At 52.7% G+C, this 21,507-nt stretch carries 15 protein-coding genes and 1 pseudogene; 12 read left to right on the top strand and 4 right to left on the bottom strand.

Going from position 1 to position 21,507, the window contains the following annotated elements; translation table 11 throughout:
* Positions 1-83 precede the first annotated feature (83 nt).
* The 7 genes and pseudogenes from MHI43_RS21405 to MHI43_RS21375 all read left to right on the top strand — a co-directional run bounded on the left by MHI43_RS21405 (position 84) and on the right by MHI43_RS21375 (position 10,045).
* Complete coding sequence (locus MHI43_RS21405) at positions 84-1,559, top strand: glycoside hydrolase family 32 protein (protein WP_036663948.1); 1,476 nt, start codon at positions 84-86, stop codon at positions 1,557-1,559.
* A 34-nt stretch (positions 1,560-1,593) separates the two neighbouring features.
* Positions 1,594-2,478 carry an ROK family protein gene (locus MHI43_RS21400; RefSeq protein ID WP_036663945.1) on the top strand — a complete coding sequence of 295 codons (885 nt, stop codon included), beginning with the start codon at positions 1,594-1,596 and terminating at the stop codon, positions 2,476-2,478.
* 87 nt (positions 2,479-2,565) lie between these two features.
* Positions 2,566-6,376, top strand: a pseudogene (locus MHI43_RS21395) (GH32 C-terminal domain-containing protein).
* Positions 6,377-6,625: 249 nt separating this feature from the next.
* On the top strand, positions 6,626-7,243 hold the full coding sequence (locus MHI43_RS21390) for a ribonuclease HII (protein ID WP_009590921.1): 618 nt from the start codon (positions 6,626-6,628) through the stop codon (positions 7,241-7,243).
* An 80-nt stretch (positions 7,244-7,323) separates the two neighbouring features.
* Complete coding sequence (locus tag MHI43_RS21385) at positions 7,324-9,354, top strand: hypothetical protein (RefSeq protein ID WP_341283160.1); 2,031 nt, start codon at positions 7,324-7,326, stop codon at positions 9,352-9,354.
* A complete protein-coding gene (locus MHI43_RS21380) occupies positions 9,351-9,665 on the top strand; it encodes an EscU/YscU/HrcU family type III secretion system export apparatus switch protein (RefSeq protein WP_036659192.1) in 315 nt (104 codons plus the stop codon). The genes MHI43_RS21385 and MHI43_RS21380 overlap by 4 nt, the downstream gene beginning before the upstream one ends.
* Positions 9,662-10,045, top strand: a complete 384-nt coding sequence (locus tag MHI43_RS21375) for a YraN family protein (protein ID WP_036659194.1) — start codon at positions 9,662-9,664, stop codon at positions 10,043-10,045. The genes MHI43_RS21380 and MHI43_RS21375 overlap by 4 nt, the downstream gene beginning before the upstream one ends.
* A gap of 91 nt (positions 10,046-10,136) precedes the next feature.
* Here the strand turns inward: MHI43_RS21375 and MHI43_RS21370 are convergent, their stop codons facing one another.
* From MHI43_RS21370 to MHI43_RS21360, 3 genes are read right to left on the bottom strand one after another with little or no spacing between them, the layout of a single operon-like run.
* On the bottom strand, positions 10,137-10,493 hold the full coding sequence (locus MHI43_RS21370; protein WP_036659196.1) for a VOC family protein: 357 nt from the start codon (positions 10,491-10,493) through the stop codon (positions 10,137-10,139).
* Positions 10,490-10,948, bottom strand: a complete 459-nt coding sequence (locus MHI43_RS21365) for an N-acetyltransferase (RefSeq protein ID WP_051425261.1) — start codon at positions 10,946-10,948, stop codon at positions 10,490-10,492. The genes MHI43_RS21370 and MHI43_RS21365 overlap by 4 nt, the downstream gene beginning before the upstream one ends.
* Before the next feature lie 20 nt (positions 10,949-10,968).
* The gene (locus MHI43_RS21360) at positions 10,969-12,579 is read right to left on the bottom strand and encodes a YifB family Mg chelatase-like AAA ATPase (RefSeq protein ID WP_015736340.1); all 1,611 of its coding nucleotides are present in this window, start codon (positions 12,577-12,579) and stop codon (positions 10,969-10,971) included.
* Between the two features lie 374 nt (positions 12,580-12,953).
* Here MHI43_RS21360 and MHI43_RS21355 point away from each other — a divergent pair, with 374 nt between their 5' ends.
* From MHI43_RS21355 to MHI43_RS21345, 3 genes are all read left to right on the top strand, one after another.
* On the top strand, positions 12,954-14,489 hold the full coding sequence (locus MHI43_RS21355) for an extracellular solute-binding protein (RefSeq protein ID WP_235201589.1): 1,536 nt from the start codon (positions 12,954-12,956) through the stop codon (positions 14,487-14,489).
* A gap of 174 nt (positions 14,490-14,663) precedes the next feature.
* Positions 14,664-15,557: an ABC transporter permease subunit gene (locus tag MHI43_RS21350; protein WP_235201591.1), complete on the top strand. Its 894-nt coding sequence runs from the start codon at positions 14,664-14,666 to the stop codon at positions 15,555-15,557.
* A 12-nt stretch (positions 15,558-15,569) separates the two neighbouring features.
* Positions 15,570-16,433: a carbohydrate ABC transporter permease gene (locus MHI43_RS21345; protein WP_015736337.1), complete on the top strand. Its 864-nt coding sequence runs from the start codon at positions 15,570-15,572 to the stop codon at positions 16,431-16,433.
* Positions 16,434-16,454: 21 nt separating this feature from the next.
* Here MHI43_RS21345 and MHI43_RS21340 read toward each other — a convergent pair whose 3' ends face one another.
* Positions 16,455-18,695, bottom strand: a complete 2,241-nt coding sequence (locus tag MHI43_RS21340) for a helix-turn-helix domain-containing protein (protein ID WP_036659202.1) — start codon at positions 18,693-18,695, stop codon at positions 16,455-16,457.
* Positions 18,696-19,194: 499 nt separating this feature from the next.
* On the opposite strand from MHI43_RS21340, the gene sucC reads away from it, so the two are divergent.
* Together sucC and sucD are read left to right on the top strand one after the other, a co-directional pair.
* Positions 19,195-20,355, top strand: coding sequence for an ADP-forming succinate--CoA ligase subunit beta (sucC, locus tag MHI43_RS21335; protein ID WP_009594712.1), 1,161 nt, complete (start codon positions 19,195-19,197; stop codon positions 20,353-20,355).
* A 96-nt stretch (positions 20,356-20,451) separates the two neighbouring features.
* On the top strand, positions 20,452-21,381 hold the full coding sequence (gene sucD / locus MHI43_RS21330; protein WP_009594770.1) for a succinate--CoA ligase subunit alpha: 930 nt from the start codon (positions 20,452-20,454) through the stop codon (positions 21,379-21,381).
* Positions 21,382-21,507 lie beyond the last annotated feature (126 nt).

Below are 21,507 nucleotides of genomic sequence, written 5' to 3'. Positions count from 1 at the left end.
CGTGTGGAATGCGGCCGCCGTTGATGCATATCGTTGAAGTACGGTCGTAAACCCATGAAAACGATAATGAAGGAGATCGCCATATGTCTATCACAGAACAACAAAACTATCGAAATGCCTATCATTTTTCACCACAGAAGAACTGGATGAATGATCCCAATGGAATGGTCTATTTTAAAGGGGAGTATCATTTGTTTTATCAGCATCATCCCTTTGGCACCACATGGGGACCCATGCACTGGGGACATGCGGTCAGCAAGGATCTGGTTTCTTGGGAAGAGCTTCCCATTGCATTAGCGCCGGATGAACATGGCACGATTTTTTCTGGCAGTGCCGTTGTAGATTGGAACAATTCCAGCGGGTTTTTCGATGAAGGGCCCGGGCTTGTAGCGATCTTCACGCACCATCATGATGTGCAGGGCGCTCAGCAAATGATGCAGTACCAAAGTCTGGCGTACAGCAAGGACGAAGGAAGAACGTGGACGAAGTATGACGGCAATCCGGTCCTTGGCCATGACAGCTATGTTGATTTTCGGGATCCCAAAGTGTTCTGGCATGAGCCGTCATCGCAGTGGGTGATGATTGTGGCATGCGGGCAGACGGTATGTCTTTATCGATCTTCAAACTTAAAGGAATGGGTATTTGCCAGCGAGTTTGGAGAGGGCATCGGATTTCACGATGGGGTCTGGGAATGTCCGGACCTGTTCCCTCTTGCAACGGAAGACAGTGGAGTGCGATGGGTCATGCTTGTCAGCATTGGCGATGATCCGGCCTACGTCGAGGGCTCCAGAACGCAATATTTCATTGGAGAATTTGACGGGACAACGTTTATGCCGGATGAACGCTCCAAAGGTGTAGTGCGGTGGCTGGATTACGGCAGAGATAATTATGCCGGGGTCAGCTGGTCGGACATTCCGGCAGCGGATGGCAGAAGGCTGTTCATCGGCTGGATGAGCAATTGGAAATATGCAAACCTGACGCCAACGGATGGTTGGAGGGGGGCCATGACCTTAGTACGGGAACTCAAGCTGGAGACGCTGGAAGGCGAAGTTACGGTAACGCAGCAGCCGGCTCGTGAATTGGAAGCGCACCGCACCGAGTTGCTTTCCTTGCATGGTATCGCTGTGAATGAAGCTGCTGTCCGGTTAGCCGCTGTGCGGCTGGAGAGCTGCGAGATCCTTGTCCGCTTTGATGCTGCATTTTCGCTTGGTTTGAAAGTAAGGACAGGATTAGGGCAAGAGACGTTGGTCGGTTGGGATGCAGAATCTGCCGAAGTCTACGTGGATCGCAGCCGTTCAGGGCAGGCGGATTTCCATAAGGATTTCCCCGGCAAGCATTCGGCGCAGCTAAAGACATCGGGCTCTATGCTGGAACTGCGGATCTTCGTGGACCGTTCGTCCGTGGAGCTGTTCGCGGATCGCGGGCAGGCGGTGATCACGGATTTGATTTATCCTGATCCTGCTTCAACGGGAATCACCGTATTTGCCGATGATGACCGGAAGGTTATAGAATCCTTCCATATCTATGAGGTTTCTTCATCTGGTGGCCAGTTAAAGTAATATGAATCGATAAGACATAAGGAGATCCGGCAGTATGCGTATTGGAGCAATGGAAGCGGGCGGCACCAAATTTGTTTGCGGTATCGGAAATGAAAACGGAATCGTCGAGGATCGCATCAGCTTTCCGACAGGACAGCCGGAAGGTACATTGTCCAGAGCCATTTCCTATTTCCATGAACATGAGGTAGAAGCCATTGGCATCGGGTCGTTTGGACCCATCGATCTGAAGCCGGACAGCCCGACTTACGGGTATGTAACGTCAACACCGAAACATGGCTGGTCGCAGATCGATGTCCTCGGCAACATGAAGTCGCATATGGATATTCCCTATGGCTGGGATACGGATGTCAATGCAGCTGCTTTGGGAGAAGCAACTTGGGGAGCAGCCAAGGGGCTGAACAGCTGCGCTTATTATACGGTGGGTACAGGTATTGGTCTCGGCCTTTATGCTGAAGGACGGCTGGTCCATGGATTGGTTCATCCGGAAGGCGGCCATGTTCCCGTTAAACGCCATCCCGAAGATGCCTTTGCAGGAACCTGTCCTTACCATGGCGATTGCTTGGAAGGATTGGCGGCTGGGCCGGCGCTTGAAGCCCGATGGGGATTGAAAGGACATCTGCTGCCGGCCGACCATCCCGCTTGGGAAATCGAAGCCTATTATATAGCGCAGTCCATCACCGGACTGATTCTGACGAATTCCCCGGAGAAGATCATACTGGGCGGCGGCGTTATGCAGCAGGCTCAGCTGTATCCCCTCATTCGTGCAGAGGTGAGGCGTAATTTAAACGGATATGTGCTTGCCGACGAAATTGTACATGATATTGAGAAATATATAGTTCCTCCGGTATTAGGCACCCAGTCCGGCTTATGCGGGGCATTGGCTCTGGGAATCCGGGCATGGCAAGATTCGTCATCCTAAACAGGTTCGATTAGGAGAACAGCCCGATTGTTCGGGCTGATCCTTCCTATATCACGTGTGGTAAAGAATCCGAAAAGAGGTGGATATATGAAATTACCGCAGGATGTACATACAATGCTGCTGCGCACGTTGTCTGCGATCACGATGTCCTTATTGCTGGCGACAAGCGTCATTCCGGCTTCGGCTGCGTCAGTGATCCAAGAAGCGAATGCAGCTTTGAAAGGGGAAGGAGAAAACGACATTTTTGAAAGCGTATCCAATGTCAATACCAACCTTGAAGGGTGGCAGTTGAAGGGCAAAGGCAAGATGGAACAAACGGCAGAAGGTTTACGGCTTAGTTCCGATTCAAGTGAGAACGCAACGGCGATCTCCGCAACCAGAGCGGATGATTTTGTCTATGAAGCCGATGTGATGATTACGCGGATATGCAAGCAGATGCTTCGCTGGTCTTTCGTTCAAGCGTTGACGGCTGGTCATCGTATATGCTGCAAATCGTGCCCAGCGCAGGCTTGGTACGCCTCAAGGATGCCCGCGAAGGGGATGGAAGATTGAAGGTGGAAAAAGCGGTCGCGTTGAGTCGAGGGGACATCGTTCACCTTAAGATCAAGGTGGTAGGCAGCAATATTAAGGTATATTGGGGAAGCCAATATGAACCGATGATTGAAGTCGATGATACGGCTTATTCCACAGGATACCTGGGTCTTCATGTGTGGGACGGTTCCGCCCTGTTTCAAAATATCAAGGTGAGCGAGTGGAAAGGCAACCTGTTCGGACCGGCAAATACGAGCGGGGACTGGCAGCCTGACATCAAAGGGCTTAAGGGATCGGCATCGAAGGGGCTCGAAGCCTACAGGATCTATAAGAATGCGGCTGCGGATTATGTGCTGGAAGGCAATATCACCTTAGGGGGACAGGCTGAAGCCGGGTTCTATTGGAGAGGGAACGATCAAGGAACGGAGGGATACGAAGCCGTATTCAGGAGAGAGGATGATCAGGTCCGGGTAACGCTGGAAACCTCGGATGGAAAGGTGATTGGCGCATCGAGCCGTACCTACCCAAGCCTGCCGACAAGTGCGCATCATGTGGAGATCCACGTCTCCGGAGACAGTATTCAAATGGCTGTAGATGGTTACGAACCCGCTGCGATCCGCGTATCCGAAGGAAGTTACGCGGGCGGATCGATCGGGATGAAGGTAAAGTCGGAACGGCTTACTTTCAGGACGTTTATGTAACCCCGATGGCGGATTATTATACAGAGGAATATCGTCCGCAGTATCACTATAGCCCAATCCGAGGCTCGGCAAGCGATCCGAACGGATTGGTCTATTTTGAGGGGGAATATCATCTATTCCATCAGGACGGAGGCCAGTGGGCGCATGCGGTCAGCCGGGATCTGGTGCATTGGAACCGGCTGCCGATCGCACTGCCTTGGAACGATCTCGGACATGTCTGGTCGGGTTCTGCCGTAGCCGATACAACGAACGCTTCAGGTCTGTTCGGGGATTCTGGAGGCAAAGGGCTCATTGCCTACTACACATCCTTCAATCCTGATCGGCCGGGCGGGAATCAGAAGATCGGACTTGCTTACAGCACCGATCACGGACGGACCTGGACGTATTCGAAAGAACGGCCGATCCTCATCGAGAACCCGGGCAAACAGGGCGAGGATCCGGGAGGATGGGATTTTCGCGATCCCAAAGTGGTACGGGATGAAGCCAACAACCGCTGGATCATGGTGGTATCAGGGGGAGATCATATCCGTTTCTTTACCTCCGACAATCTGGTCGATTGGACCTTAACGGACCGTTTCGGGTATGGGGAATATATCCGTGGAGGCGTGTGGGAATGCCCGGATCTGTTTCAACTTGCCGTGGACGGCTCCGGTCAGCGCAAATGGGTGTTGATGATCAGCAGCGGCGCTAATCCGAACACCCAAGGCTCCGATGCGGAATATTTTATTGGCGATGTGACGCCAGACGGCAAATTTATGAATGATCATACGGCCGGGAACGTGCTGAGAACGGATTGGGGCAAGGAATTCTACGCTTCCATGTCTTTCTCCGACCTGCCGGACAATCGAAGAATCATGCTGGCATGGATGACGAACTGGGATTATCCCTTCAGTTTTCCGACTTCGGGCTGGAAGGGTCAGCTGACCATCCCTAGAGAGCTGTCGCTCAGAACGACGAGTGAGGGGATACGTCTGCACCAGTCTCCAATCGCTGAGCTAGAGACCCTCCGGAATACGGTAATCCATGTGAATAACAGGCAAGTGACGGAGACCTCGCAGAATGTGTTAAAGGGGATTCAGGCAGGCGCATTTGAAATCGAGGCGGAAGTCGAGATTCCGACAGACAGCAGCGAGCTGGAATTCGGGTTCCGGCTGCGGGAAGGCGGCGGACAACAAACGGTGGTCGGTTATAACAACTCCGCGCATCACATGTTCATTGACCGTTCGGCATCGGGAACCACGGATTTCTCCAGCCTGTTCTCGACCGAACATAAAGCTTTGCTGCACCCCGTAGATGGAGTGGTCAAGCTGCGTATTTATGTCGATGAATCTTCCGTCGAGGTGTTCGGCAATGACGGAAACATTGTGTTCTCGGACGTTATTTTTCCGGATCGGGCCAGACGGGGGATGAGCTTTTACACTCTAGGCGGCCAAGTAAAGCTGAAATCCCTGAAGGTGCATGAGCTGGATTCTGTGTGGAGGCCTCTTGATCCATCGGAACCTGGTTCCCGCATCCTGTTGGATTCATACGAGCTGGACCTGTCCCGGGGACAGACCGAATCGTTGTACGCAGCCGTGGATCGTGTCCCGGGCAACGGGAAGAAACCTTTGGTATGGACATCCAGTCATCCCGATACGGTCCGGATTGTTTCATCCGATGAGACCCATGCCGTATTGAAAGCGGCGAATGCGGGAGAAGCCGTCATTACGGCCTCAACCCCAAACGGAAAAATATCGGCGAGCACCCGCGTGTTGGTCTCGAGCGGAACATTCAAAACGAATCTGACGGGATGGAAACCGGATCTTAAGGCCTCGAAGTGGGTTCTTACCGAGCATGGAATCCGGGGCAGCCATTCGAGTGATGCTAATTATATGGCGCAAGAGAGGGCAGGAGACTTCACGTTCGAGGGAGACATGCGGCTTGGGGAAGCAGGCGGTGCCGGATCCATGCTGTTTCGGGCAAGCGGGGACGGCCGCAGCGGATATTATCTGAATTTGGATCCTGGTTTGAAGTCGGTTCGGCTCTTCTACATGGTCGAAGGTCGATTCGAGGAACGTCAAGTCCTGGCCAGCGTCCCCGGCTTTATCCAAGGGGGAAGAACCTACCACCTGAGGATTGAAGCGAAAGGTCCGCATATTCAAGTCGACGTGGACGGGAAGAAGGTAATCGATGTGATGGACGGGACATTTGCCGAAGGGCATTTTGGAGTCAATGTGTTTGGCGGACAGGCTTCCTATCAAAATGTCTACGTCCGTCATTCGTCTGAAGCTCGACTGACGAAAACCAGCTTCACGAACGAAGCCGTGAACAAGGCGATCCATACCGAGAAATCCGTAAACGGCGAACCCGTTACCGTGAAGGAATCAACGGGTACGGGCAACCTGCTATGGGTATGGGTACCGACAGGAGAAGAAGGCACGTATTCCATTCGCACGCCGGAAGGGAAGGCTTTGGATGTGGATACCGGGCAGAACCGGATTCAGTTATACACGTATCTCGGTTATAACAATCAGCGGTGGAGAGTGGAACGTCAGGAAGATGATACGGTAACCATCCGATCCGTCCACGATGGACGGGCGCTTGCCGTAAAGGCTGACGGTTCGGGGCTGGAATTGAATGAGCCGGATGCCGCTTCGGATCGTCAGCGATGGCGGCTTGGGCTCTGAAGCCAAGGATCGATAATCGAATAAAGGGAAGAGCTGCCGCTGTCGGCGGCTTTTTTTTTCGGGGAGTATAACCGATGGTTCGCCGATGGACGAACCCATTCCTGCCGGGATTCTTAACGGGATAAAAGGGTGACGCTCCCTGGCGAGTATGATACTCTAGAAGAGTTACTAGATTGATAGAATAGATGCGATACACCGTGTGAACGAATAGGCAACAAACGATAATTCGGAACCAAAGGGGTTAAACCTATGACAGATTTATTGATGTACGAGCGAGAGTATTGGAGCCGTTATATACATATTGCAGGCATCGACGAGGTCGGCCGCGGTTGTTTGTTCGGCGATGTGGTCGCTGCGGCGGTCATTATGCCGGAGGGGCTGGTCATTGAAGGAATTAACGATTCGAAGAAACTCAGTGCCAAGAAGCGGGAAACCCTATACGACTTGATCATGGAGCAGGCGCTGGCGGTCGGCGTCGGTTTGGTGGATGCGGAAACGATTGACCGCATTAACATCAAACAAGCGGCAAGACTTGCGATGAAGAAGGCGATCGAGCAGTTGGCGGTTCCCCCGCAGTTTCTGCTTGTTGATGCCGAGAAGGTGGATTGCGATATTCCCCAGCGTGCTATCATTAAAGGGGACGCCAACAGCCAGTCCATAGGGGCAGCTTCCATTATAGCCAAGGTCACCCGCGATAGGCTGTGCGAGGGGGAATGGGAGGCGCGTTATCCGGAATACGGAATCGCCGTACATAAAGGCTATGCTACCAAGTTTCACCGGGAACAGCTGCAGCTGCACGGACCTACCGCCATGCATAGAAGAAGCTTTTTGAAAAATATGGAGATTGAGCAATTGTCCTTGTTCTAGATTTCGATGCAGCCCGCCCTCGTCAAAAGGCGGGCTGCTGCCGATATATAAGGTAAACAGAAGGTGTGGGAGGAACTGTCGTGAACATCGGATCGTTGATTCGCGGACTCCTGGGCGAGCAGAAGCCGGGAGACGCCAAGACGTTGGAACTTAAGCCGGGTCAAGTCGTTCGCGGTGTCGTTATGAACGTATCGGAGGACGGGCAGGAAGCGGTGGTGCAGATTCAGGGCGTTCAAGTGAAAGCGAAGCTGGAAACGCCGCTCCGAGCCGGGGAAACGGCTCTGCTGCAGGTTCAGCCGCCGGGAGAGGGAGGGACAGCGGTGCTTAAGCCTCTCAGCCAAACGCCGGGACAGCCGTTGTCCCCTTCATCCATGGCTGAGGTGCTGGATTTTGCGGGTCTTCCGGATACGAAGGAAAACCGCGAAATGATCCGGGGCATGCAGAACGCGGGAGTTCCCCTGACGAAGGACAATATTGCCATGTTCCGAGAGGCTTTGGCCGTAAAGCCTCCTCAGATCCCGGCCGCCGAATGGGCAGAGTCGGCCGCGATCGCATTTCACCGCGGACTGCCGATTACCCCTGAAAGCGTGAAGGGACTGCATCAGGCCGTATTCGGCCCCCAGCTGCATCAGCTGCTGCAGTCGCTCGAGCAGCAGCTGATGTCTGCTCTAAGCAACGGTAACGGAGGCGCAGCGGCTGCCGGGAAAAATGCAGCGTCCGCTGCGCCTTCGACGGCAGCTGGCGCAGAGGGTATCGCTGCTGCGCAGCAGCAAGCAGCAGCGGCGAACAATGTCGCTGGAGGTACCGCGCAGGCCGGCCCAGGTCAGCAGGCGCTGCTGACCAAGCTGCAGGGCCTGCTGCAGCAGCTGCGCGGCGAGCTCGCGCAGCCATGGGCCAGCGGCGGCACGGCAGCGCCTGCCGCCGGACAACCCGCCGCCGTGCCCACAGGGCCGGCGGCAGCTCTTGGCGAAGGGGCTGCAGGCCCTTCGCCAAAGCCGCCCACCCCCGGCGCGGAGCCGTGGGTGGGGCGGCTCTTGAAGCTGCTCGGTGCGGAGCACGAGCAGCAGGCCCTGCGCGGGGCCGGGACGGGCCCCGCGGGCGAAGCGGCGCGCGCGGGCAGCACCGCGCCGGCAGCGCCAGCCGGGCAGCCTGCGGCGCCGCCCGGAAGCGGCACGGCCGCGGGCACGGCTCACGGCGCCGCCGCGCCCGGAGCGAATGCGGGCGTGACCGCATCGGCAGCTGCTCCAACGGCAGCAGGCGCGGCTGCACCGGCTCCGGCCGCAGCGCAGCCAACCGCTGCTGCGGCAGCCCAAGCTTCCCTGCCCGCCACTCCTGCCTCTGGCAGCGGGGGCGCAGCAGCGAATATGCCAGGAGCCTCCTCCACGCCAGGGAATGCGGCAAACGCGAACCAGCAGGCGCCGGGTGTTCCGAATCCTCAGACCGGCGCCGCGAATCAGCCGGGCTTGACGCACCCGGTAACGCCAACCGTACAGCAGCAAATAACTCAAGGCGTGCATCCGGCCACTATGGCTTCAGGGACATCGGGGGATTCGTCGCTTGCCCTGCAGGATACCCTGAAAGGGGTGCTGCTTCAGGTGCTGTCCAGCCAGGATGCGCCTCCGGCGCTGAAGGAAGCGGCCCAGCAGGTCATTCAGCATTTAACGGGCCAGCAGCTCTTGCTGAATACCGATCGAACGGCGCCGTTCGCACAGATCACGCTGTTCATACCTTTGCATGGCGCCGACGGGGAACAGACCGCGTCCGTACATATTCAATCCCGCAGAGGCCGTAAAGGCGAGCTGGATGCAACCAACTGCAGGCTGTTGTTCGACCTGGACATGAAGTTTCTGGGGCAGACCCTGATCGATGTGCAGGTTGTTGACCGGATCGTCAGCCTTAACTTTCGGAATGATCAGACATTTGCCGCAGAGCTGTTCGAAGGGACCAAGCAGGAGTTGGCACAAGCCGTTTCGTCGATCGGCTACCAATTGCTCAGCGTCAAAACAGAACCGCTGCCCCTGGATTCGCCGCCCGCAGCAGAAGATTCCGTGCAGGGAACGGCAGCCGAATACACCCCTCAGGTTTATAAAGGGGTGGACATGCGAATATGAGCAAGCTAGAGAAAGAGGAAGGGCCAATCACCGCCATGAAAAAGGCGGTTGCGCTTAAATATACGCCCGGCGAAAGCGAAGCGCCGGTTGTGGTTGCCAAGGGACAAGGCAAACTGGCGGAGTCTATATTGGATAAAGCCAAAGAGCATGGCGTTCCCGTGCAGGAAGATGCTGCCTTGGTGGAGATTCTCTCCAAGCTGGATCTGGATCAACAGATTCCGGAAGAGCTGTACCAGCTGGTCGCGGAAGTGCTGACGTATGTTTATCGTGCGGATCGTCAAGCGAAGGACGGAGGGATGATGACGTCATGACCTCGCCATCCGGAAAAAAGGACAACCGCAAGCAAAAAGGAGCGGCTGCCGAAGAACTGGCGGCCGCCGCCCTGATTCAAAAAGGGTACCGGATTCTGGATCGGAACTGGCGCTGCCGTTTTGGAGAATTGGACATCGTGGCGGAAACAGGGGAGACTCTTGTAGTGATCGAGGTTAGAAGCCGAAGCGGTACGACAAGCTTCGGCACGCCTTCGGAATCCGTGAACGCCCGCAAAGTGATGCAGGTTCGTAACACGGCCCAGCAGTATGTTCACCAGAAGCGTTATTACGAACGGACGATACGTTTCGACGTCATTTCGGTTATGCTCCGGGAAGACATGACGGCAGATTCGATGGATCATATCGAGAATGCATTTTAAGTTGGGTCTGATCCGAATCGATAAGAATAACCATAGAAACAGGTGAGGGCTCCTTGATCCCTCACCTGTTTCTGCATAATGGCCGTTCTCTTTAATACGAGCATACTTCCAAACAATTGTCGTCCAGGTCATAGAATGTAAAATAGGTTGCGCCGTATTCCAGGATGGAATCGACCCGTACGTTTTGTTTCCTCAGATGCCGATATGCGTCCTCCACGTTCGGAACGAAAAAATTAAACATGGCATGCCGGCGCTCAAAGTATCTCTCTTCTTCTGTTGAGAAAAGGGTAAGGGAGGTTTGTCCGAACAGAATGCATTGATACTCCCCTTGCTCGCTCTCCCAGCCGATTCTGCCCCCAAGAACGCCTGTGTACCATTCTTTAGCGGCTTTTATATTTCTCGTGGGGACAAAGACGGTGTCAATATGCTGAAAAATAGAAGCTGTCATGTCATGCTATCCTTCCTCTCGGCCTTATTCTTGCTCCAAATCATAATATGCTCTTGTTGTCCTGTATCGGGATCCACGGTTTCTTCAAGGCGTTCAAAACCATTCTTCGCGTAGAAGCGGAGTGCCCTTTGGTTATCCGCATATACCCGAAGCTTCAACGTATCTCGAAGGTCCATGGCATAGCGAAGGAGGGCTTTTCCGCATCCTTGATTTTGGCGGCTTGGATCGATGAACAATGCCGCTAAATCCTCGCCTACAAGGGAAACAAAGCCCCGGACTTGACCTGTTTCCTCCAATAGATAAGTTTCGGCCATCGGGAGGTATACCTCCCGCATGTCCCCCTGCTTGGATTCCCAATACTCGGCGGGTATAAAATGGTGGGCCTCTTTGGAAGCGGCTAGCCATATTTCGATAAGGTCATTTAGATCTTCATTGGTCATCTGTCTGATCATCATAAAATATCGACTCCATTTCATTAACGGTGTGTTTCTTCGGTTGCTATATATTGGCGATCCAGTTGTCGGTATTGAATCGCTTCGGCGACATGCCGGCTTTGGATGCCGTCGGATGCCTCGAGATCGGCGATGGTTCGAGCCAGCTTCAGGATTCGGTCATATGCGCGCATGCTCAGGCCCAGCGTATCGATGGTTGCTTGCAGGAGATCTGCCGACTCCTTGTCCAGCCTCGCATGTTTTCTCAGAAAACTGCCGAACAGTTCGCTGTTCCAGCCGAATGGCAGCCCGTCATAGCGTTTCAATTGAATCGCTTGTGCCGCATAGACCTGATCCCGCATGTGCTCGGAGGATAAGGGCGGCGTGCTTCCCGGCCATTCCTTGGGCCGAGGCACGTCCACTTGAAGGTCGATTCGGTCCATCAAGGGGCCCGAGATTTTCGCCCGGTATTGGGCGATCCGCGAAACGCTGCAGGTGCATCGCTGATGAGGATGGTCGCTGCCGTAGTAACCGCACGGACAGGGATTCATCGAACAAGCCAGCATGAAATGCGCCGGGAAGGTAAAAACCGCCCGCGCTCTGCTAATGGTCACTTCTCGATCCTCCAGAGGCTGACGCAGCACCTCCAGCACATGCCTTGAGAACTCGGGAAGCTCATCCAGGAACAGAATGCCTTTATGGGCCAGACTGACCTCTCCCGGCTTCGGTATGGTTCCTCCTCCGATGAGGCCGCCGGCTGAGATGGTGTGATGGGGAGACCGGAAGGGACGTCTCTTCATCAGCCCATCGGAAGGCTTTAGCTTCCCAGCAGCGCTGAATATTTTCGTTGTCGTCAACGCTTCTTGGTCGGCCAGCGGCGGAAGTATGGTGGGAAGGCGCTTCATCAGCATCGTTTTACCGGTACCGGGGGGCCCGATGAGAAGGATATTGTGCATGCCGGCCGCGGCGATGGTCAGGGCGCGTTTGATATGCTGCTGCCCGATCACGTCCCTATAGTCTTCGAGCTGCCTGCTCTGATGGCTACCTTCTTGCGATCTGCTTGCATTCATCGATCGGTCATACCGGAGCTGTGAGAGCGAAACGGTAACAGTGCCATCTCCTGCAGCATCACTACGGCGAGTGGTTTCTGCTGGTGGATTCGGGACGAGCTCATTCAAATGACCGAGCCCATAGACCTCGATTCCTCCGATTAAAGCAGCTTCCGCCGCATTTTCCCGCGGAAGAAGAACGCCGGCATACCCTTCTTTTTGGGCTTGCTCCACCATCGGAAGAACTCCCGTCACGGGCCTGAGCGTACCATCGAGTGCAAGCTCGCCGATGATCAATATTCGATCGGCATTCGAGAAGGCCCACTGCTCGCTAGTCAGCAAAATGCCTACGGCGATCGCCAGATCGAAGGAGGAACCTTCCTTGCGCAGGTCAGCAGGGGCAAGATTGACGGTCACCCGTTTCAGTGGATAAGTAAAACCACAGTTTTTAATCGCTGCCCGTACTCGCTCGACGGATTCGCGGATGGAGGAATCGGGCAGACCGATGATGGCGGTTTGCGGCAGCCCGTTAGCGAGGTCCACCTCCACTTGAATGATGACGCCGTCAATGCCGTGCAAGCAGGCGCTATGAAGTTTTCCGTACATAAGTAAAGCACCTCTTTTCAGATATCAGTGGATTGTAACAAGAACGAACATCCAAGATTCGAAAAGGGTGCTTCCTCATTTTCGCTGGGTGATTCTAGTCCGTATTGTAAAAGTTTCCCTCCTGTCTGTCAATTCGCGAGTATATACTAAAAGCCCCGTCGTACAGGCAGGAACCCGGACAGGATGCGGGGTTTCGGCAATGAATGTACCGTGTTTCAGATCATTGCCACTTTTTCAGATTCTGAGGTCTGGCCAATAACGGGAAGGATTGTGAATGGTCAATGAGCGGCTCCGGCAGGTACAATCAAATCCGTAAACGTCAAGACGGGTTGAGCGTCGAGCGTTACATTATCATACATAAGGGAGAGGGTTGCGTGAAAATTTGGAACCGAAAGCTAGGGCTGGCGGCGTTGGCTGCCGTCTTGACCGGCGCATTGTTGAGCGGCTGCTCGAAAGATAACGCGGCGAACGAGGGGAATCATGAAAGCGCTGATACTGGGAAGGAAATCACGTTAGAGATGATGACATTTTCCCATACGAATTGGCCGTACAAGGAGAATTGGCCGATTTATAAGTACTTAAAAGAGGAAACCGGCATCTCCTTCAAGGTGCAACCCGTCATGAGCGATTACACCACCACGATGAACCTGGCGATATCCTCGGGCGAGATCCCGGATCTCATGATGGTCAACAGCCTGAATGCCGCCAACACGCACGGGGCCAGCGGAGCGTTCGTCGACTATTTCGAGCATCTGGATCAGATGCCGAATTACAAGAAGTTTCTTGATGATCATCCGGAGGTAAAGGCCGCTATTCTGTCTCCCGAGGGAAAAAATTATTTTATGCCGTTGTACGGACTTGAGCAGCAATCCAGGCGTTCCTGGCTTTACCGGGACGATATATTCAAGAAACACAATCTGACGCCGCCCACTACTTACGACGAGCTGTATACCGTTGCGAAAAAGTTGAAGGAACTGTACCCGGACAGCTTCCCGATTGCCGTGTTCAACGGATTGAGCCCGCTGGTTAATATGGCACCTGCGTTTAATACCAACAGCAGCTATTATTACGATTTCGAGAAGAACGAATGGCGCTACGGACCGACAGAAGACAACTACAAGAAAATGGTCGAATATATGAATAAATTTTACGCGGAGGGCTTGGTTGCGCCTGACTTCATGGCACATAAACGCAAGCAATTTAACGATCTGCTGCTTCAGAACAAATCGTTTATCGCCAGCGACTACATCGGCATCATGGATGAACTGCCGTTGATGCTGGGGGATGCATCGTCTGAGTTCAGTCTTGATTACATGGTTCCGCCTATCGGCACGCCGGATGGCAAGTCCCATAACGTGTTTGCCGGATTGCAGAGTGACGGCTTTGCCGTAGCGGCAAATTCCAAAGAGCGGGATCGACTGCTGCAGTACCTTGATTTCCTGTTCTCCCCCGAAGGGATTGAGCTGGCAACCTGGGGCAGGGAAGGCGAGACCTTCACGACGGAGAACGGGGTTCGCACGTTCAACGATGATTACAAAGAGTTTGGCGACTTAAGAACCAAAACGGGAATCGCGACGATCGGTGCTCACATAGTATTGGACATGACCGCATACGAGTCCATGTATTCACCAAAAATGCGGGAAGCAATGAAAATCGCACCAGACCATGAAACGAAGCCGCAGCCAAGGCTTGCGTATACGAATGAAGAGAATGAAGTGCTGAGCATGGTCGGAGAAACCGTGAAGAAATTCCATGAGGAGCAGATTGCGAAATTCATTTTGGGACAGAAACCGATGGATGAATGGGACACTTACGTGCAAGAAGTGAACAAACTTGGCGTGCAGCAGGTGCTGGATGTTCATCAAAGCGCTTATGAACGGACGCAGAAATTCCTGAACGAAGCCAAGTAATTTAACCTGAACGCCATGCAGCCAGAGGAACCGCGGCGGCTCTCTTTTTCGGATCTGCTCTTCGGATGCTCGTTATGCCTGGTTCCGGTCCGCAGGGGGTGCCGCTTATGGATACCGCATGGATTTCGCTGCTAAAGGAGGATACGTTTTTTGCAAGCACGGCATTCGAGTTTCTTGACCAAAGTGAAGCGGGATAAATACCTGCTGTTGCTGCTTCTTCCCTGTGCTCTGTATTACATCATTTTTAAATATGTTCCCATATTCGGCGTTTCGATCGCCTTCATGGACTACAACTTGTTTAAGGGAATCGCGGAGAGCGATTGGGTGGGGTTCAAATATTTCAGCATGTTTTTTAATACGCCCGACTTCTGGCCTGTTCTCCGGAATACATTTCTGCTGGGGTTGTATAAGCTGATTTTCGGCTTTCCCGCACCCATCATACTTGCGTTACTCATTAATGAAGTGAGCAAATCTTTCTTGAAGCGATTTGTCCAGACGGTCAGTTATCTTCCGCATTTCATATCCAACGTGGTTGTCGCGGGGATCGCGGTCATGTTTCTGTCGCCTACAGGCGGGGTGGTCAACCAGCTGCTGAATGCCATTGGGCTTGAGCGGATCAACTTTCTGGTGGAAGCCTCCTGGTTCAGGTCGATTTATGTGACGACGGACGTATGGCAGCATATTGGATGGGGGACCATTATCTATTTGGCCGCTTTGACGGCCATCGATCCGCAGCTCTATGAAGCGGCGCGCATGGACGGAGCGAACCGGTGGAGACAGACGCTGAACATTACGCTGCCCGGCATCGCCCCGGCGATTGTGATCATCCTGATACTCGACATCGGAAAAATATTGGAGATCGGCTTTGAGAAGGTATACCTGCTTGCGACTCCCGCTACTTACGAGACGGCCGATATCATATCTACTTACGTATACAGAGTAGGCTTAACGCAAGGCAACTACAGCTATGCAACGGCGATCGATCTGTTTACCGGCATCATCAGCTTTATTTTCATTATCGCGGCAAATGCGTTCAGCCGGCGAGTCAGCGGAAGCAGCATCTGGTAGAGGAGGAACGTGATGAAACCCAAATGGAATTGGTTTGACGCCCTGAATGCCTTGATATTGACTGGGGTCGTAGGGGCGTGTTTATACCCGTTTGTCTACATGCTGGCCGTGTCCCTCAGCGATTCCGCCTCCATTGCCTCGGGGGAGGTCTGGCTGTGGCCGAAGGGCTTCAACCTGGACATGTATCAGTATGTGTTCGAGGACGGGCGGGTGCTGAAAGGATACAAGAATACGCTGATTTATGTCGTTCTCGGAACGACGATTTCCTTGTTGGTGACGGCGCTGGGGGCCTATTCGCTGTCCAAGGCCAAGCTGGTCATGGGTAAACCGATATTGATGCTGATCGTGTTTACGATGTTTTTCAACGGCGGCATGATTCCGACGTTTCTGGTCGTGAAGGAGTTGGGCTTTGTCAACACCATATGGGGCATGGTACTCCCAGGAGCAGTAGCCACCTGGAATCTGCTGATCATGCGGACTTTCTTCATGGGGATGCCCCAAGAGCTTGAGGAATCCGGCAAAATCGACGGTCTTTCCGAAATCGGAATTTTCTTTCGGATTGTGCTTCCGCTCTCCAAGCCGGTGCTTGCCACCATCGGATTGTATTATGCGGTGGGGATGTGGAATAACTTCATGGGTCCGCTGCTGTATTTGCGGGATGCCGATATGCAGCCGCTGCAGGTGATATTAAGAAACATCGTGCTGTCGGGCCAATTGACAGGAACGGATGGGCCTGTTGTAGGCGATATCGTGGTGGTGGAGGATGGTCTGAAGTTCGCTACCATCATGGTGTCCACCCTGCCGATCCTGCTGGTTTACCCGTTTATCCAGAAATATTTCGTAAAAGGAGCTTTGATCGGCTCCGTCAAAGGTTAAGCGGCCGGCCGCTCACCTGCCTTACCGGATCCAGTTGGTTTTCCGGTAATCGCCTGGTGTTTGGCCGGTTATTTTTTTGAACATGCGGATAAAGGAAGTGACGTTGCGGTAGCCGATCCGGTTGCCTACTTCCTGAATCGGCATGTTCGTCGTCTCCAGAAGCTCTTTTGCTTTTGTTATCCGGATGGCATTCAATTGGTCGCTGAAGTTGCTCCCCGTCTTCTCTTTAATATACCCGGACAGATAGGTGGGTGACATGTTGAGTTTATAAGCGAGCTGCTCGAGCGATATTTCTTCGTTGTAATGGGACTCCAGGTACTGAATGACATATTGGATAATATCGTAATGCTCCTCCCGTTTCCGGCGGATCGCTTGGGTTGCATGGGAAAGCTCGCCCAGAAGGACTTCCCGGTATTGGGCGGGAGTTACGCTGTATGCAAGCATATCGGCATAATCCGGAAGCGCGTCGGTATTGATCTTCAGCAGTTCGACGGTTCTTCTCATGCGGACCGAGACCGATTTGGCAAAATGGCTCAGCTGATCCGCCGTAGCCTCCTGTCGCTGCAACCGTTCCAATGCCCGATCGATCAGCATTTGGCAGCTGCTCTCGTTGCCCGCCTGCAAATTCACGTAAAACTCGTGTTCCTGCTCGGCGGTGAAGCCCGTTACATCGCCGCGGAGTTCCTTCTCCCAGATAATCTGGGTTTCCTCAAGCGGCCGGGCTTGAAGCAGGAGCGACATGGCTTCCGCATAGGCTTGATCGAACTCCGAGGTTTGCTGGAAGACGGATGAAACCGCGATATTCACGAGATAGGCGCTTTGATCGTGATCAAATATCCGTTTGAGCTGGCTGAGGCTCTGCTGCAGCGTGTCTGATTTTTCCTGCGTGTACACGATGGATAAGATTTGTTTGCCCTCCATCTGAAGGGTGTGCGACAAGGGAAACGCCTCTTGGATCTGCAGCGTGATGATGTCCTTGATTTTGCCGGTTGCCCGTGACATCAAGGCATCAAGCTTTAGAGTCGGGTTATGACGGTACCTCAATTGATAGACGATGACCATGAATGCTCCTTCGCCGACCCAAAGTTCTTTGGAAGCGGCGGTATCGATGGCAATGTTTTTGAACTGTGCCAAATAATGATAGCTGGTTAAGAGCGGTTTGGTTTGGTCCATCCATTCCTTGATCATCTTGCGCTCGTGCTGCAATCCCTTCAGATGGTTGGAAATGGCGCTGAATTCGGCGATGCTTCCTTGATACAGCTCCATCTCCGTTTGGCCCAGCCCCGTCACCAATCTCTTCAGCGGTTGGTTGATATTGCGAGAGAAGACCCACGATGCCAACGTGCCTATTAGCAGGGTGGCGGCAAATAACAGCACGGCAGTCCAGTTCATGCGGCTGATGCTTTGATTAAGTTCGTTGTGCGGAATGATGGAGATATAGGTAAGACCGGAGCGTGCCCCTTTTTCGAAAAAATAGTACGATCCCTTCTCCATGATCCAATCCGACTGGCCGTCCCATTCCGGAAGCGGCTGGGAAGCCGCGTCCGGCGAGGATTCATACAGTTTTGTTCCCTTCGGGTCCAACAGTACGAAACGGGAACTATCCATTCCTTTATAGGATTCATACCAGCTTTTCATATTTACGAAAGCTATGATTCGCCAGGGGCTTCCTTGCACATCAGCGACTAACGGCAGCAGCTGCACCTCGCTCTTCTCGGTCCCGATGGAGAAGGTGCTGCTGGGAAGCATTTGCATAAACCCATTGGCGGGCACTGTCTTTTTCCAGAACTCGTAAGGATAGGAATTGCTGATGTAATAATGCTTGAACATGCGGTCATCGTTAACGATGCCGTCCCTTTCAAGCAGGAAGGCATGATTCCGGTAGTAGATCATGACATTATTCAAGTGATAGTATGGCTGGCTGACCAGGGTCCGAATCTGATCCGTCACCATTTCAACCTGCAGATAATCGATTCCTTTCTTTCCGCCGGCATCGGCCTGCCTGCTGATATTGCCGACGAATTCGTTATGCTGAAGGTTGAGGAGGAGGCTTTTCCAGGTGGAATATTGCTTCTCGAAATTGTCGACGGTGTTTCGAATCAGGGTCAGATTATATTTGACGATCTCATTGTTCACATTGCGGGAATAGAAGGTCATCGACCATAGGTTGTAGGAGGAGAGCAGGATAATCACGACGAGAAAATAGACCAACATTTTGACGAACAAGGAATGAATCGGAAAAAACGATTTCAACCATTTCATGCTGAATCTCCTTATGAACACGCCTACTTGTCTTTCTCTTTCCAAATCATTCTACCGGATCGCACAGAAAGGATAAAGAGTTTTATAATGCGTCACAGTTTGATCTTACTAAAAAGGGATTTAATGGTATAATAGTAACGAATGCACTAATTCTATGAGGAATGGAGAGGGAATCGAAATGACGATATTATGGGAAAATATCTTAATTATGCTTGCAGCAGGATTGCTTGGCATTGCCATTGTGGTGTTAGGCATTATAGGTTTGATACATTACGCTCGAAAAAACAATTAGGCATACATATATTTCCAATTTATATCTGGAAGGAATCATACCCATGCCAAATCGAGTGGATAAACGGTGAACTTTTTAAGGTAAGCGTTTTAAAAACATGTTACAATAGCTTGGGTTTAATATATAAAGGTTGACAGTGCCAACTTTCATAGATTGGTTCCGTGTCAGCCAGCCTTGTTCCAGTCATGTTGATAGGAGGATTCGAGAATGAATATCCATGAATATCAAGGAAAACAAGTACTGAAGCAATATGGAGTAGCTGTTCCGAACGGCAAGGTAGCGTTTACGGTGGAAGAAGCAGTTGAAGCTGCGCAATCTTTGGGCAGTCCCGTAACCGTTGTCAAAGCGCAGATCCACGCAGGCGGCCGCGGTAAAGCCGGCGGCGTTAAAGTGGCGAAGAACCTGGACGAGGTTCGTGCTTATGCCGAAGAAATTCTGGGCAAGGTGTTGGTGACTCACCAAACGGGTCCGGAAGGCAAGGAAGTCAAGCGTCTCCTTATTGAAGAGGGCTGCGATATTCGCAAAGAGTACTATATCGGGGTGGTCGTTGACCGCGCTACCGGCCGTGTCGTCATGATGGCGTCCGAGGAAGGCGGTACCGAAATCGAAGAGGTTGCAGCAGCAACTCCTGAGAAAATTTTCAAAGAAGTCGTGGATCCGGCGATCGGACTTCAAACATTCCAAGCGCGGAAATTAGCGTATTCCATTAATATTCCGAATGAACTGGTAGGTAAAGCCGTTCAGTTCATGCTGGCCTTGTATAAGGCATTCGTAGAGAAGGATTGCTCTATCGCTGAAATCAATCCGCTTGTCGTAACCGGTGACGGAAACGTCATGGCTCTCGATGCCAAACTTAATTTCGATTCCAATGCGTTGTTCCGTCATAAGGACATCTTGGAACTGCGCGATCTGGATGAGGAAGACGAGAAGGAAATCGAAGCGTCCAAATACGACTTGAGTTACATAGCTCTCGACGGCAACATCGGCTGTATGGTTAACGGCGCAGGTCTTGCCATGGCTACGATGGACATCATCAAGTATTATGGCGGCGACCCTGCCAACTTCCTTGATGTTGGGGGCGGCGCAACAACGGAGAAGGTAACGGAAGCCTTCAAGATTATTTTGTCCGATCCTCAAGTAAAAGGAATCTTTGTCAACATTTTCGGCGGCATTATGCGTTGCGACGTTATTGCTACCGGTGTTGTCGAAGCAGCGAAACAGCTGGGACTGACTCGTCCGCTTGTTGTACGCTTGGAAGGAACGAACGTAGACCTCGGCAAGCAGATTTTGGCTGAGTCCGGTCTGAATATCGTGCCTGCTGATTCCATGGCCGACGGAGCACAGAAGATCGTCTCCCTCGTTCAGTAATATTTCATTCCTGAAGGGGCATGGCACGATGGGCTTCTTAGCCCTGCCGTGCGGTTGCTTTCATTTTCAAATAACAATAGGGGATGTGAATCAATCGTGAGTATTTTGATCGATAAAAATACAAAAGTTATCACGCAAGGGATTACAGGTAAAACAGCCCTGTTCCATGCAAAAGGCGCCTTGGATTACGGTACGCAGATGGTCGGCGGAACTTCGCCCGGCAAAGGCGGTACCGAAGTTGAAATCACGCTGGAGAACGGCGAAACCGTCAAACTGCCGGTTTACAACACCGTTGAGGAAGCCAAAGCCAAAACAGGCGCAACCGCAAGCGTCATTTATGTACCGCCTGCTTTTGCAGCCGACTCCATTCTGGAAGCCGTTGATGCCGAGATGGATCTGGTGATCTGCATTACGGAAGGCATTCCGGTGCTCGACATGGTAAAGGTATCCCGTTATATGGAAGGCAAGAAGACTCGCTTGATCGGACCTAACTGTCCGGGTGTCATCACGCCTGGTGAATGTAAAATCGGCATCATGCCGGGTTATATCCACACGCCGGGACATGTCGGGGTTGTATCGCGGAGCGGTACCTTGACCTATGAAGCCGTTCATCAGCTAACGGCTCGCGGCATCGGACAATCCTCCGCCGTAGGAATCGGCGGCGACCCTGTCAAAGGGACGGAGTTTATCGATGTGCTGAGACTGTTCAACGAAGATCCGAATACCAAAGCGGTGATCATGATCGGCGAGATCGGCGGAACCGCTGAGGAAGAAGCGGCTGAGTGGATCAAAGCGAACATGACCAAGCCGGTGGTAGGCTTCATTGGCGGCGCAACAGCGCCTCCAGGAAAACGCATGGGCCACGCGGGCGCGATCATTTCCGGCGGTAAAGGAACAGCCAAGGAAAAAATCGCTGTGCTTGAAGCATGCGGTATCAAAGTGGCTCCTACGCCTGCCGAAATGGGCTCGACCTTGGTTAGCGTGCTGGAAGAGAAGGGGCTTTTGGAGTCCTGCACAACGCACTAAGGCTTAAACCTATCCATTAATAGGCCAGATTTACGTTATAACTTAAGGTAAGCAACCTTTTATTTCCTGATTAGGAAATGAAGGGTTGCTTTTTTGTTTATGATTTTATATTTTAAGGAGGTCGCG

The organism is Paenibacillus sp. FSL H8-0457, from assembly GCF_038051935.1.
In the GTDB taxonomy this organism is placed as follows: Bacteria; Bacillota; Bacilli; order Paenibacillales; family Paenibacillaceae; genus Paenibacillus_AQ; species Paenibacillus_AQ lautus_A.
This window is presented reverse-complemented; position numbering and strand designations above follow the sequence as displayed.